Annotated in this window: 12 protein-coding genes, 1 tRNA gene and 2 pseudogenes; 7 read left to right on the top strand and 8 right to left on the bottom strand. The window is 73.3% G+C overall.

Annotation, left to right across the window (positions count from 1 at the left end; genetic code table 11):
• The 4 genes and pseudogenes from H505_RS52145 to H505_RS45665 all read right to left on the bottom strand — a co-directional run.
• Positions 1-174: pseudogene (locus H505_RS52145) on the bottom strand (IS5/IS1182 family transposase); the annotation flags it as partial.
• A 286-nt stretch (positions 175-460) separates the two neighbouring features.
• On the bottom strand, positions 461-793 hold the full coding sequence (locus H505_RS0132035; RefSeq protein ID WP_157433214.1) for a hypothetical protein: 333 nt from the start codon (positions 791-793) through the stop codon (positions 461-463).
• 77 nt (positions 794-870) lie between these two features.
• Positions 871-2,040: a helix-turn-helix domain-containing protein gene (locus H505_RS0132030; RefSeq protein ID WP_026405223.1), complete on the bottom strand. Its 1,170-nt coding sequence runs from the start codon at positions 2,038-2,040 to the stop codon at positions 871-873.
• Between the two features lie 101 nt (positions 2,041-2,141).
• A pseudogene (locus tag H505_RS45665) lies at positions 2,142-2,522 on the bottom strand (alcohol dehydrogenase catalytic domain-containing protein); the annotation flags it as partial.
• A gap of 244 nt (positions 2,523-2,766) precedes the next feature.
• Between H505_RS45665 and H505_RS49480 the strand changes: the two are divergent.
• The 4 genes from H505_RS49480 (at position 2,767) to H505_RS50810 (ending at position 5,636) form a co-directional block, all read left to right on the top strand.
• Positions 2,767-4,701, top strand: a complete 1,935-nt coding sequence (locus H505_RS49480) for a MinD/ParA family ATP-binding protein (protein WP_084551055.1) — start codon at positions 2,767-2,769, stop codon at positions 4,699-4,701.
• Positions 4,702-4,764: 63 nt separating this feature from the next.
• Entirely contained in the window at positions 4,765-5,211 is a 447-nt protein-coding gene (locus H505_RS0132015; RefSeq protein WP_245592680.1) for a cupin domain-containing protein, read from the top strand.
• A gap of 102 nt (positions 5,212-5,313) precedes the next feature.
• A tRNA-Ser gene (locus tag H505_RS0132010) sits at positions 5,314-5,405 on the top strand.
• Between the two features lie 57 nt (positions 5,406-5,462).
• The gene (locus H505_RS50810; RefSeq protein ID WP_169528882.1) at positions 5,463-5,636 is read left to right on the top strand and encodes a hypothetical protein; all 174 of its coding nucleotides are present in this window, start codon (positions 5,463-5,465) and stop codon (positions 5,634-5,636) included.
• Between the two features lie 34 nt (positions 5,637-5,670).
• Here the strand turns inward: H505_RS50810 and H505_RS0132000 are convergent, their stop codons facing one another.
• Entirely contained in the window at positions 5,671-6,408 is a 738-nt protein-coding gene (locus tag H505_RS0132000) for a M15 family metallopeptidase (protein ID WP_026405221.1), read from the bottom strand.
• Between the two features lie 158 nt (positions 6,409-6,566).
• On the opposite strand from H505_RS0132000, the gene H505_RS0131995 reads away from it, so the two are divergent.
• Positions 6,567-6,989 carry a hypothetical protein gene (locus H505_RS0131995; RefSeq protein ID WP_026405220.1) on the top strand — a complete coding sequence of 141 codons (423 nt, stop codon included), beginning with the start codon at positions 6,567-6,569 and terminating at the stop codon, positions 6,987-6,989.
• Between the two features lie 27 nt (positions 6,990-7,016).
• On the opposite strand, the gene H505_RS0131990 is transcribed toward H505_RS0131995, so the two are convergent.
• The gene (locus H505_RS0131990) at positions 7,017-7,487 is read right to left on the bottom strand and encodes a MarR family winged helix-turn-helix transcriptional regulator (protein WP_026405219.1); all 471 of its coding nucleotides are present in this window, start codon (positions 7,485-7,487) and stop codon (positions 7,017-7,019) included.
• Positions 7,488-7,675: 188 nt separating this feature from the next.
• On the opposite strand from H505_RS0131990, the gene H505_RS0131985 reads away from it, so the two are divergent.
• Together H505_RS0131985 and H505_RS0131980 are read left to right on the top strand one after the other, a co-directional pair.
• Entirely contained in the window at positions 7,676-8,686 is a 1,011-nt protein-coding gene (locus H505_RS0131985; RefSeq protein WP_026405218.1) for a pirin family protein, read from the top strand.
• Between the two features lie 316 nt (positions 8,687-9,002).
• Positions 9,003-10,187, top strand: a complete 1,185-nt coding sequence (locus H505_RS0131980) for an AAA family ATPase (RefSeq protein ID WP_233617966.1) — start codon at positions 9,003-9,005, stop codon at positions 10,185-10,187.
• A gap of 261 nt (positions 10,188-10,448) precedes the next feature.
• Here H505_RS0131980 and H505_RS0131975 read toward each other — a convergent pair whose 3' ends face one another.
• Both H505_RS0131975 and H505_RS50325 read right to left on the bottom strand, forming a co-directional pair.
• Positions 10,449-11,279, bottom strand: coding sequence for a MauE/DoxX family redox-associated membrane protein (locus tag H505_RS0131975; protein ID WP_026405216.1), 831 nt, complete (start codon positions 11,277-11,279; stop codon positions 10,449-10,451).
• Entirely contained in the window at positions 11,273-12,637 is a 1,365-nt protein-coding gene (locus H505_RS50325; RefSeq protein ID WP_157433213.1) for a hypothetical protein, read from the bottom strand. Before H505_RS50325 ends, H505_RS0131975 begins: the two co-directional genes overlap by 7 nt.
• Between the last annotated feature and the right edge of the window lie 190 nt (positions 12,638-12,827).

The following is a 12,827-nucleotide window of genomic DNA, read 5'->3' as shown; positions in this document are numbered from 1 at the left end:
GAGCTGCGCGAACGTTTCGCCCTTCTTCAAGTACGCCAGCGTCATCAGCGCCTGCATGCCCGCCGTCAGTGCCCGGCCCTTGCTGCCGGCCTGCTTGCGGTGGCGGCCGACGACCCCGGTCACGTACTGCAGCGTCTGACGCGACAACGGCAGCGAAGAACGGTAGAAAAGCATGTGAAGCCTCTGGTGGGATCGGGCGGTGGTGAGAGACCACCCGTCCTACCAGGGCTTCTTTACGTTCCAGGGCCCGCCACACCGCCCGCGATCATGATGTGATCACGCACCGTCGGACGCTGCTGGAAAAGGTTCAGTGCCGACACGTTCGGCTCCGGCCGTCGTGCCCAGCGTGCGCGGCGACGGCGACGGGTCGCCCACAGTGCACCGAGATAGAACCCCATCGCGAGCGCTACCGCGATTGCTCCCAGCACCCACACGAACGGTTCGACCGTTTCCCGCGGCGTCATCGCTGGCGTCCTGCCGTCGCCTCCGCGCGGTCCCGAAGTTCCCACTCAATCGCCGTAGCGACGCCGGAGGGATCGTCTACGAGTCCGATCTTCTCGCCGATCTCGTCACCGTTCGGCAAGTACCGCGCGAACCATTGCCCGTCCTCCGCGGATACCACCACGACTTCCACTGTCGGGCGGGGGACCTGACCGACCCTGACCACACGCAGGGTCAAGGCGTGCATGCGGCGAATGATGCCGCCCATCAGCAGGTGACGCGCTTGGAGGATATCCATTAGCGCCACTAGGTGTTTCCGCGTGTCCGGGCTTCCTGCTCGCTCCGACGTCATGCGCAAGACGCTAAGCAGGGCCGTTGACATGGGCAATGGTACTTCGGGCTTGACGGCTCCCGAAGTACCACTAGGCGTCAGACTGCCAGGTGAACGAAGTCGGCAAACTCGCGCATATCCGGCGTCAGTGTCCGTCTGCGGGTAACGATCTGTCCGAATATGTCGCGGGCGTAGCGTTGGTTAGGCAGCCATTCAGGGGCACCGCGGCGAACGTCCTGGAGGACGTCGAAAGCCTCCGCGTGCTGCCGGAGGGCGACGCGTGCTTTTGCTACGTCCAAGAGATGCCGGTTCCGATTGTTCGACGTCGGGCGCATGTCCTGTAGCGGGATCTTCGCGGACATGGCTAGGACGCGGTCCGGCTTGTCTTCCACCATCGCGTTTTCTGCCCGCTTCATCGCGACCGTGAGCGGACCGAACGCGCGGAGGAAGTCGGTCGCGGGCGCGTACTCCGCGCCCATCGCGACCGCTGCTGTCCGCGCGAGCCGTAGCGCGTCCTCCGCGTCTCCCGGTTGGGCGTTCCTGCTCGCGGCGGCGGACAGCCGGACGAGCAACCAACCCCATGCGGACAGCTCAGCCATCGTCGCGCGCGACATGCGGGGCTCGACTTCGTCAGCCCATTCGCTCGCGAGCGCGACCGTTTCCCCGATGCGTCCCTGACGGATCCGGAGCCACGCGAGCGTGTTCACGGTCGCAGCCGCGTCCAAGCGGTCCGATGCATCGTCTAGGGCACGCTGTAGCGCTACCTCCGCGGTGTCGAACTGTCGTGTCTGCGTCAGTAGCCACCCGACGTGATGCAAGAGCCGCGCGCGGACGGGACGCGCGTCCGCGCCTAGTTCGTCGGCATCGCGGAGAAGCGGCGGGAGCGCGGCGGACAGCTCCGTGTACCTGTCCGCGGAGAACAGCGGGATGGCCGCGGAGAGCGCGTCCGTCACGCCCTGGACGGTCGGCGCTTCGGCCGGCTGACCGGCGTGCAGTCCTTGCAGCGCTCGCCGTACGGGTTCCCACTGCTCGCCCGCGTCCTGCTCGTCCTCGTCCGCGGGGGGTCCGTCGATCAGGTCGGAGGTCGGGACGCGGAGCGCCGCGGCGAACTTGCGGAGCGTCTCTAGCCGCGTGTCTCGCTGCTCGCCCTGTTCAAGCTTGCGGACGAGCGAGAGCGAGACTCCCGCGAGGGTGGCTAGCTCTCGTTGCGTGAGCCCGCGGCGCTTGCGGGTGGATCGCAACCGGTCCCCAACGCTGCGCGTGGTCATGCTCCAAGGCTAAGCGGCGGACGCGCCGATCATCAGGGGTTGCGGGGAGACAGACATACGTACGGGCGCAGCCGTTGCGTGTGAACCGGTTGCATGGTTCACACGGTGCAGGCGACCTCCGGCAGGCCCGCGGCGTCGACGAGGCCGACGCCGTCCGGGATCGGGAGGACCTGCCCGGCGGGCACCGCGACCCGCTCCGCGTACCCGCCGCCGGAGAGCAGCGCGCACACCTCGTCGCCGACGCGCGGCCACGCGACGCCGTCGCCGGTCTCGACGACCCGTCCCGCGACCTCCAGGCCCGGGTAGGGCGGCGCGCCGTCGGGCGGCGGGTAGAACCCGCGCCGCTGCATGACGTCGGCGCGGTTGACCGCGCTCGCCGCGACCTCGATCAGTACCTCGCCCGGCCCCGCGGCCGGGTCGGGGACGGTCGTCCACTCCAGGACGTCCGGCTCCCCGGGCTCGCGGATCACGATCGCACGCATGCGTTCACGTTATCCGCTGGCTCCGCCCCGCTCGTCCGCCGGTTTCCGACTCGGGGATGTACGGCCACATACCGGACGAACGGGACCCCCTGCGGGGGCGCGCCGTGCGCGGGGTCCCGGCCACACCGCGTCAAAGTCGATCTACGGAGTGGATGCGTGGTAATGACACGCGGGTACGCTGTCCCGGGGGTCTATGCCCACCCTGCTCCGGATTGATCATCAGAGGGTGCCGAGGGGAGAAACGGTGGCAAGGAACGAGCACGACGGGCGCTCCCTCGAGGAGCGGCTGGCCTCTCTGGACGCGATGAACGATGACGCGGCGGGGCGGCCGTCGGGCTCGGCGCCCGAGTCCCCCGGGCCGCAGCCGGACGACGCGGCCGAGCCGGCCCCCGCGCCGATGCCGCAGGGCGGCGCGCCGCCGCCGCCCGAACCCGTCGGCAACCCGTGGCTCGCGGCGCCCCCGGCCGTCCAGGAGCCGCCCGTCCAGGAGCCCCCGGCGTCCGGCGCCCCGCCGCAGGAGACGCAGGCGGACGCCCCCGTGCCGCCGCCCCCCGGCTTCCCCGGCTACGCCGAACCGCAGCAGCCGCAGCAGCCCGCCCAGTACGACGGCGGGCCGATGCCGCAGCCGTTCGAGGGCGGGATGCTCCCGCCGCCGTACCCGGGCGCCGCCGGGTACCAGGGGTACGACCCCTCGCAGCTTCCGCCGCTCGACCCGGCCGGGCAGCAGCCCCAGCCCCAGCCGCAGCCGCCGTTCCAGGCGCAGCAGCCCTGGGAGATCGGGCAGTTCCCCGCGCAGGACCCGAACGTCGCGGCGTCCCAGCCGTACCAGCCGGTCGACCCCGCCACCGGCCAGCCGTACCCGCAGGTCGACCCGAACGCCGGCCAGCCGTACCAGCCCGGCCCGACGACCCCGCCGCCGTACCCGCAGGTCGACCCGAACACCGGGCAGCCCTACCAGCCCGGCCCCACGACGCCGCCGCCGTACCCGCAGGTCGACCCGAACACCGGGCAGCCCTACGACCCCAACGCGGCCGCCGCCCAGCCGTACCAGCCGGTCGACCCCGCCACCGGGCAGCCCTACCCGCAGATGGACCCCGCCACCGGGCAGCCGTACGCGCCGATCGACCCGAACACCGGCCAGCCGATGCAGGGGTATGTCTACCCGGCCGGCTACCCGCAGCAGCCCCAGCAGCCGCACCCCCAGCAGGAGCCGGAGCCCGACCCGGGCTCCGCCGACAGCCTCAGCTCCGAGAACCTGCTCGGCGAGCGCCGCATCGCGCCGTCGTCCGGCTGGCGCCGCGCCGTCTACAAGGCCAGCGGCGGCAACCTCCACCTGGGCGAGTCGCAGGGCGAGCTGCGCCGCAAGGACCTCATCGCCCGGGCCCGCACCCAGGTCGCGGGCGGGCACCACCGGGTGGCGGTGATGTCGCTGAAGGGCGGCGTCGGCAAGACCACCACGACCACCGGGCTCGGCTCGATGCTGGGGTCGCTGCGCGGCGACACGGTCATCGCCGTGGACGCCAACCCCGACCGCGGCACCCTGTCGGACAAGGTCAGGCTGGAGACGGCCGCGACGGTCCGCGACCTGCTGAACAACCGCGACAACATCCACCGGTACGCGGACGTGCGCGCGTTCACGTCGCAGAACCAGGCCCGCCTGGAGGTCCTCGCGTCCGACCGCGACCCGGCCGTCAGCGAGGCGTTCAGCGCCGAGGACTACGCCGCCGTCGCCGTGATCCTGGAGCAGTTCTACTCGGTCTGCATCACCGACTGCGGAACCGGGCTGCTGCACTCCGCGATGGCGGGCGTGCTGAGCCTCGCCGACCAGCTCGTCCTGGTCAGCTCCCCGTCGGTGGACGGCGCCCGGTCCGCGAGCGCGACCCTCGACTGGCTGGAGGCCCACGACCACGGGCACCTCGTCCGCAACGGCGTCGTCGTGCTGTCGATGGTCCGCAACCGCACCCGCAGCCAGGTCGACCTCGACAAGCTCCAGGCGCACTTCGAGAGCCGCTGCCGCGCGGTCGTCCGGATCCCGTACGACGACCACCTGGAGGAGGGCGCCGAGGTGGAGCTGGAGCAGCTCGCGCCGCCGACCCGCGAGGCGTACCTGACCCTCGCGGCCGTCGTCGGCGACGGCTTCGCGTTCCGCCGCCCCGACGGCGACGCCGCCCAGGGCTGACGGACGGACGGGCGCACGGCGCGTCCGCGGCCGTCCGGGCCGCGCGCCGTGTACGAAAGGCGCATGGACGAACGAGGCGTGGAGACCGGAACCGTGCGGGCAGGCGACGCGGGCGCGGCCGGCGACGGCGACGGCGTGTACGTCGGGAAGGCCGCGCCGGACGCGGCGGCCGACCGGGGCTGGCTGCTCGGCCACTTCAAGCCGCCCGGCGACCTGCGGCACAGCGACGAGGTCGAGATCAAGTGGGGCGTGCACCCGAAGGGGGAGCGCCGCGCGGCCTGGACGGACGGGGAGAAGCGCACCGCGCTGCTGGTCCTGATCAGCGGGCGGTTCCGGCTGGAGTTCCCCGGCCGGGACGTCGTCCTCCGCGAGCAGGGCGACTACGTGGTGTGGGGGCGCGGCGTCGACCACTCGTGGTGCGCCGAGGAGGAGTCCGTCGTGCTGACCGTGCGCTGGCCCTCCGTCCCCGGCTACCGCGTCCCCGACGCCCCGCCCGTCCCGGACGCCTGAGGGGCGCGGACGTCCCGCGGGGTGCGGGCGCGGAACCGGGAATGCGGTCGAAGCCACCGGCGTGCGGGCGCTATCGTGGGCACCGACCTGCAAGGGTCGCCGGGAGAGTTCGCATAGTGGACTAGTGCAGGCGCCTTGAAAGCGCCCAGGGCTGGGGACAGTCCTCGTGGGTTCGAATCCCACACTCTCCGCCACCACACGCGGGCGAATTGCCCGTGTACGCCCGTCAGTGATCCGTTACGCTCGTCCGCATGTCGCAGACACCGAACGATCCCGCGGGCACGACACACCAGTTCCAGAACTTCGCCGGCCAGGCGCCGCAGCAGCCCGCCAAGGCGCCGGGCATGAACAAGGGCCTCCTCCTCGGCATCGCCGCGGTGGTGCTCGTCATCGCGATCGCCCTGGTCGCGTTCCTGATGATGTAGTCCCCGGTCCGCCGGGGCGGGGCGTCCCCGCCGGTCAGCGGCCGTTGGACGAGAAGTGCTGGTAGTCCTTCGCGCCCGTCCAGGTTCCGCCCCAGCCCCAGCCGATCGACGCGAACGCGTCGACGACGTCGTCGCCGGCATGGATCATGCCCGGCTCGTCGAGGTCGCGGTCCCCGTACTTGACGCAGTCGGGGTGCGCGATCGAGCCGTCGGCGCTGACGTAGGGGTTCTGGCACGGGTTGATGTCCACGGCGAGGCCGTAGGCGTGCTGGGACCAGGAGCCCGAGCCGGTCGCCTGGCGGCAGTTGAAGGCCGAGGTGTTGTTGGCCTCGATCGAGTCGAAGTCGCTGCCGCCGTACTTGTCGACGGGCTCCATGCGGTCGATCGGGTACCGCATCTCGTACAGCTTCCGGAAGACGGAGACGAGGTCGTCGGCGGCGCTCTCGTTCACCACGAGCCGGCCGCCGGTGTGCGGGCGGTCGTCGAACCCCCAGTACGTCATCTCGATCATCCGGAGGCCGCCGGGCGACACCGGGCAGCCCTCGCGCCACGACTCCGGCAGGTCCTCGGCGGTCACCTCCTTGACCTCCGAGCGGAACTCCGTGTCGGTGGGCGCCGCCGTGGGCGAGTCCGCCGTTCCGGTCGCGGTCGGCGGGGACGCCGGGGCGGTGCCCTCGGAGTCCCCGTCGCCGCCGCCGCACGCGGCCGCGACCCCCAGCATGAGCACCGCGGCGGCGGTCGCCGCGCTCTTCGCAAGCCTGCTACCTGGCATGACTCCAGAATGACACGTGCCGTGCCCTGCGCGTCACACCGGGATTCGCTACGGTTCCGGATGGGCGCGCCCGCCGGAGAACGGGGCCGGGCAGGACGGGCGCCGCACCTTTCCAGGGCCGGGCGGGGCACCCGGCGACCTCGGGCCAGGGAGCCGGTATGGCGGATCCGGAGGAGCGGGAGCGCGACGGCGCGTCGCTCGAGGACGAGATCTTCGCAGTGGCGCAGCAGGTGGAGGTCGAGCGGGAGCCGGGGCCGCGGATCCGGACGGACCGCGCGGAGGCGTTCGTCGAGCGCGCCCGCGCGTTCGTCGGGCGGGACGTGTCGGCGCTCGCCGGGGGCGGCTGCGCGTTCGCGTTCGTCGACCTGGTGATGATGTACGCGCCGCTGATGTCGTCGGACCGTCCGAACGTCCTGCCGCAGTTCGTCGCCCTGCTGGTGTTCGCGTTCGGGCTGGGCGGGCTGCTGGTGTGGCGGGTCGGCGGGCGGTGGCGGACGTTCGGCTACGGGATGATGCTCGGCTGGGTGCTCCTCAGCCTGCTCTCGGTCGGCCTGCTCACCGGCCTCACCGCCCCGCTGTGACCCGCCCGGGCGGGACGGGCCCGGCGGCTAGAGGCGCCCGGACCCGGTCTCCAGCCGCTGGAGGACGGCGGTGAAGACGCGGCCCACGGCCTCCAGGTCGGCGGGCTCGATGATGTCGATGAGGTACTCGCGGACGGTCTCGACGTGGTCGCGCGCGGCCTGTTCGAGCGCGGCGATGCCGGCGTCGGTGAGGTTGGCGAAGACGCCGCGCTTGTCGCTCGGGCAGTTGTCGCGCTCGACGAGGCCCTTGGACTCCAGCCGGGCGCAGGTGTGGGAGAGGCGGCTGCGCGACTGGCTGGCGTTCTCGGCGAGTTCGGCCATGCGGAGCCGCCGGTCGGGCGCCTCGGACAGCCGGACGAGGATCTCGTACTCCGACAGCGACAGGCCGTGCTTGGCCTTGAGGTCCCGTTCCATGATCTCGCTCAGCCGGACACTGCCGTCCACGTAGGCACGCCAGTCGCGCTGCTGTGCGGCGTCGAGCCAGCGCGGTTCGCTCATACGCACCAGTATAGAACAGATTGAACGTTCAATTAATGCGATCGCCGCGGCGTTCCGCGTGCCGTTCCGCGAGGACGTCCCTACCGACGGTACAGACCCGGGCCCCGAAACGGAAATAGTTGAAGCATCAACTAGGTTGTGCGGGACGAGCGTCCGGTGCCGACCGGCGCCGACCGAGGGGAGACACCATGCCCGCCGTGACCGCGAACCCGCTGACCCTGCCGCGCCTGCCCCTGCTGCCCGAAGGCGACACCGACTGGCGCCGCGTCGCCAAGGTCGTCACCGCGAAGAAGCACCTGGAGGGCGAGGGCTTCCAGGTTCGGCGCCCGTTCCCCGGCATCGACCTGTCGCTCGCCGACCCGTTCCTGCTGCTCGACCACATGGGCGCCGTCGAGTACGGCCCGGGCGAGGCCAAGGGGACCCCGTGGCACCCGCACCGCGGCTTCGAGACCGTCACCTACATCATCGACGGCGCGTTCCAGCACCAGGACACGACGGGCGGCGGCGGCCTCATCACCGACGGCGCCACGCAGTGGATGACCGCCGCGTCCGGCATCCAGCACATCGAGCAGCCGCCGCCCGAGCTCGTCGCCCGGGGCGGGCTGTTCCACGGCGTGCAGCTCTGGGTGAACCTGCCCCGCGCGCAGAAGTGGGTCGCGCCGCGCTACCAGGACATCGAGGCCCGCGACGTGAAGCTGCTCGCCGCGGACGACGGGTCGTCGCTCGTCCGCGTCATCGCCGGGTCGCTCGCCGGGCACGACGGGCCGGGCGTCACCTACACGCCGATCAACTACCTGCACGCGACCGTCGCGCCGGGCGCCCGGCTGACGCTGCCGTGGCCGCGCGACTTCAACGCGATGGCGTACGTCCTGTCCGGGCGCGGGACGGTCGGCGTGGAGGACGTCGCGCTGGACGAGGGGCAGTTCGCCGTGTTCGGCGGCTCGCACCACAAGGGGACCGGCGACGGCCTGGTCGTCCGGGCCGCCGACACGCAGCCGCAGGCGAGCGCGCACGGCTGGGAGATCCTCGTGCTGGGCGGCCTGCCGATCCGCGAGCCCGTCGCGCGGTACGGGCCGTTCGTCATGAACACCCGGGACGAGATCGTCCAGGCGTTCGAGGACTTCCAGGCCGGACGCATGGGGACGATCCCGGCCGAGAAGGTCCCGCACCGGTCGGAGGCCGACGAGTCCCTCGCGTGAATCCGCCGCGAACCCGCCGGGTTCGTGTGACGGCGGCGGGCGCGTGCGCTACTGTGTTCGAACGAGTCGAACAGAAGTTCGACGCCTTCTGAACCAGCCCGCGAACGCGCCCGCCCGGGGAGGCGACATGGCGACGACGGCGATCCGCGACGGGACGGGAAGCGCGGCCGCGACGGGAACCGTGCCGGGGAACGCGGTAGGGAACGCGGCGGGGAACGCGTGCCACCGGCGGCGGCCCGCGACACGCCGCAGCGGTTTCTACGCAAATCTACGGCCGCAGCTATACCGCCTCATAGAGTCCGAGAGCGTGGACCCCGTGCGCAATCCCTACGCCCCCGGCGCCGGGCAGCGTCCCCCCGAGCTGGCCGGCCGCGACCGCGAGTTGAGGCAGTTCGAGGTGGTGCTCGAACGGGTGGCGCGCGGCCGCCCCGAACGCAGCATGATCGTCACCGGGCTGCGCGGCGTCGGCAAGACCGTGCTGCTCAACGCGTTCCGCTCGATGGCCATCCAGCGGCTCTGGGGCACCGGCAAGATCGAGGCGCGGCCCGACCAGTCGATCCGCCGCCCGGTCGCGTCGGCGCTGCACCGCGCCGTCCGGGAGCTCGCGCCCCGGCACCGCGCCCCCGACCGCATCGACGGCTTCCTCGGCGTGCTCAAGGCGTTCGCGCAGGCCGGCGAGGAGCCGTCCGGCAAGGCGAAGGCGCGGGCGCACCGCTGGCAGCCCGGCATCGACGTGCCCGCCGCGCGCGGCCGCGCCGACTCCGGCGACCTCGAGATCGACCTCACCGAGCTGTTCGTGGACGCCGCCTCCGTCGCGACCGACGTCGGCGTCGGCATCGCGCTGTTCGTCGACGAGATGCAGGACGTCCCCGCCGACGACGTGTCCGCGCTGTGCGCCGCCTGCCACGAGCTGTCGCAGGTCGGCGGCCCGCTGATCGTGGTGGGCGCCGGGCTGCCGCACCTCCCGGCCGTCCTGTCGGCGAGCAAGTCCTACAGCGAGCGGCTGTTCCGGTACGCCCGCATCGACCGGCTCGACCGCGAGTCCGCCGACCACGCGCTCCTCGCGCCCGCCGAGCGCGAGGAGGTCACCTTCACCCAGGACGCCCTGGACGCCCTGTACGGCGCGGCCGACGGCTACCCGTACTTCGTGCAGGCGTACGCGAAGGTCGTGTGGGACGTCGCGCCCGGCACCCCGATCACCGCCGACGACATCGAGGTCGCCGCGCCCGAGGCCGAGAGCGAACTCGCCGTCGGCTTCTTCGGCAGCCGCTACGAGCGGGCCACCCCCGCCGAACGCGACTACATGCGCGCGATGGCGATGCTCGGCGACGACCCCGTCCCGACCGCCGCGGTCGCCGAGGAGCTGGGCCGCAAGCCGTCCAGCCTGTCGCCCGCCCGCGACGGCCTCATCAAGAAGGGCCTGATCTACAGCGCCGAACGCGGCATGATCGCGTTCACGGTGCCGCACTTCGGCAAGTTCCTCCGCTCCCAACCCGGCTGACCCGCCGCCGCTCCGGCCGTCCATGGCCGCCGATGGGCGTCTCTAACGCTTTCTGGCTCGCGGCGCATAGACCGCTAGAGAGCCGCATCGACCTTCGTGAGAACTATTCGCTTCTCTAGCTTCAAGGCTAGAGAGCGCTAGATTTTTCTCGCGATCGATCTATAGACCTATCTACCGGCAGACCTAGAAAGCCCTAGAGAACCATCGCGAGGGCGATCGCGATGGCTCTCTAGGGCTGTATCGGGCTGTCCCGATACACGGCTAGAGAGCCGCGGACAGCCGCCGTTCGGCCTGCACGCGGGCGGGGCGCACCACGCGGTCGCGCTCCGCCGTCGACACCGCGAACACGAGCCGCACGTCCCGTCCGTCCAGGCGGGCCGGGTACGCCAGGAACCGCCAGCAGCCCTCGCGCCAGACGTCCAGCGGCACGGCGCTCGTCACCGCGTCCTCGTGCGCCGCCCACTCGGCGCTGCCGCGCAGCGTCGCGTACGTCTCCGCAAGCGGGCTCCGCCGCCGCTCGCACGGCGTCGCCGGCCGCGCCCCCGGCAGCCGCCGCACCGGGACGGCCGCCAGCTCCGGGGACAGCGCCGCGAACAGCGCCAGCTCCACCGCGAACACCGTACCGACCAGCACGTGCCCGCCGCGCAGGGCGTCCAGCCCGGTGTGCGGCGCCCCCAGCGCGGCCACCGCCACCGCCGTGAGCAGCACCGCCCGCGCCACGCTGCGCCGCCCCACCCGCTTCCCGCTGAGCCCGCCGAAGCACCCGCACCCGGCGTCCGGCCGCCGCACCCGCAGCTCGCCGACCACCCACGTCGCCGCCGCGAACACCGCCGTCGTCGCCAGCCGCACCGCCACGTGCGACGACAGCAGCAGCGCCAGCCCCAGAACCCCCTCGCCCAGCCCGAGGCACACGCTCACCCGGCGGCCGTGCCGCAGCGCCGTCACCCGCGCGGCGCCCGCCGGGACCGGCACCCCGTGCACGTGGTCGGGCGCCGCCGGCACCGGCTCCCGGAACACCAGCTTCGCCGCGCCCGCCGCCAGCAGCACCGCCGCCAGCAGCAGGACCTGCGCGTCCTGCGCCGCCGTCACCATCGCTCCGCCCTCCCGCCGAGCACCGGACGCACCGTCGCGTTGAAGCAGCCCGCGTCCAGCTCGCCGCCCAGCCCGACGAACGCCGCCGGCGTCAGCTCGGCGATCCGGCCGCGCGGCGACGCCCCGCACTCGGTGCACCGGTCGCAGAACCGCGCCGCGACGCACCCGCACTCGATCACCGGCACGGACCGCTCCCGCCCCCCGCACTCGTTCCGCACCGCGACCTCGCTGCCCAGCGACAGGAACGGCATCGCGACGCACGGCGCCGGCGCGTCCGCGCACCCCCCGGCGTGCCCCTCCGGATCGACCGCCGGATACGCCGCCCCGGGCGGCGCGGCGAGCCCCCCGAACCAGGTCACGGTCCCGCGCAGCGTCCCCGGGACGGGCGCCGCGGGCTCCGGCGCCGCGAGATCGTCCACCCGGTACCCCGGCTGCGACGTGCCCGGCCGCACCGCCACCGGCCCGTCCGGCGACGCCACGCAGATCGCGTCGAACAGGTAGCCCGGCTGCATCCGCGGATGCCGCACCTGCACCGCCCCGAGGGCGTGCGGGGGGATCACCACACGGGCGCGCCCGCGATGGGGGCCCATGTCCACCTCCACGGTGTCCCGCCCGCACGCCGTGATCGTGCCGGCGACGCGCTCGATGTCGACCCAGATCCGGTCGGCCCGGAACCCGCCGGCCCCCGGCGCGCCACCGCCCACCCGCACGATCGCCCGCCGCCCCGGCCGCAGCGCCCCCGCGCTCCCGCGGCCGCCGCGCCAGACCCGCACGTCCCCGCCCACCTCGAACCGGACGGACGTCCCCGCGACATCGAGCACGAGCCGCCCCGCCCCCGCGTCCACGATCGTCCCGGCCCGCACCCCCCACGTCGGCGCGCCCGGCTTCCCACCCGCACCCGCCTCCCGCACGTCCCCGCCGGCCGCTGCGGCCCCGCGCGCCTCCCCGCCCCGCGGCCCCCTCCGCCGGCCGACCCGCCCCGCCCACCCGATCGCCGCCGTCCACCCGCCCGCCGCCGCGTCCACGTCCGCGCGCGCCCCCGAGCCCGCCCGCGCCCCCGAGCCCGCGCGTGCCCCCGAGCCCGCGTCCGTCCGCGTCCCGGCGTCCGGCATCGGGGTCGGTGCGCCGAGGGACGGCGTGTCGGCACTTGGGCCCGCGTGCTCGGCATCGGCACTGGGGGAGGCGGTCGGGTGGGGGGTGTGGACCTGGACGGGGGCGAGGCGGCGGGCGGGGCCGCGGAAGGACGCGTACGGGCCGGGGATCGGGGACGGTTCGGCGGGCTGGGCGTCCGGGGGCGGGGCGCCGAGGAGGGCCTTGCGGTGGCGGCGGGTCGCTGCGCGGCGGTGGCGTGGCGGCATGCGTCGGCGCTCCGGCGTCGTCGTCGGTGGGGTGCGGCTGTCGGGACCGGGCCGGTGGGGCCGGTGTTGTGAGGACAGCGGGTCAAGGTTCACGTGTACCGACGGGCCTGTCGACGGATTTGTCGCGATAAGTCGCGAGGTGGGGGATGTCTGATCTACCTGGGTTGAAGATTATGCACTGGTTGACCCG

Origin of the sequence: Actinomadura rifamycini DSM 43936 (assembly GCF_000425065.1) — a bacterium.
GTDB lineage: Bacteria > Actinomycetota > Actinomycetes > Streptosporangiales > Streptosporangiaceae > Spirillospora > Spirillospora rifamycini.
The sequence above is the reverse complement of the archived record's forward strand: the minus strand, read 5'-3'. Positions and strand labels throughout refer to the sequence as shown.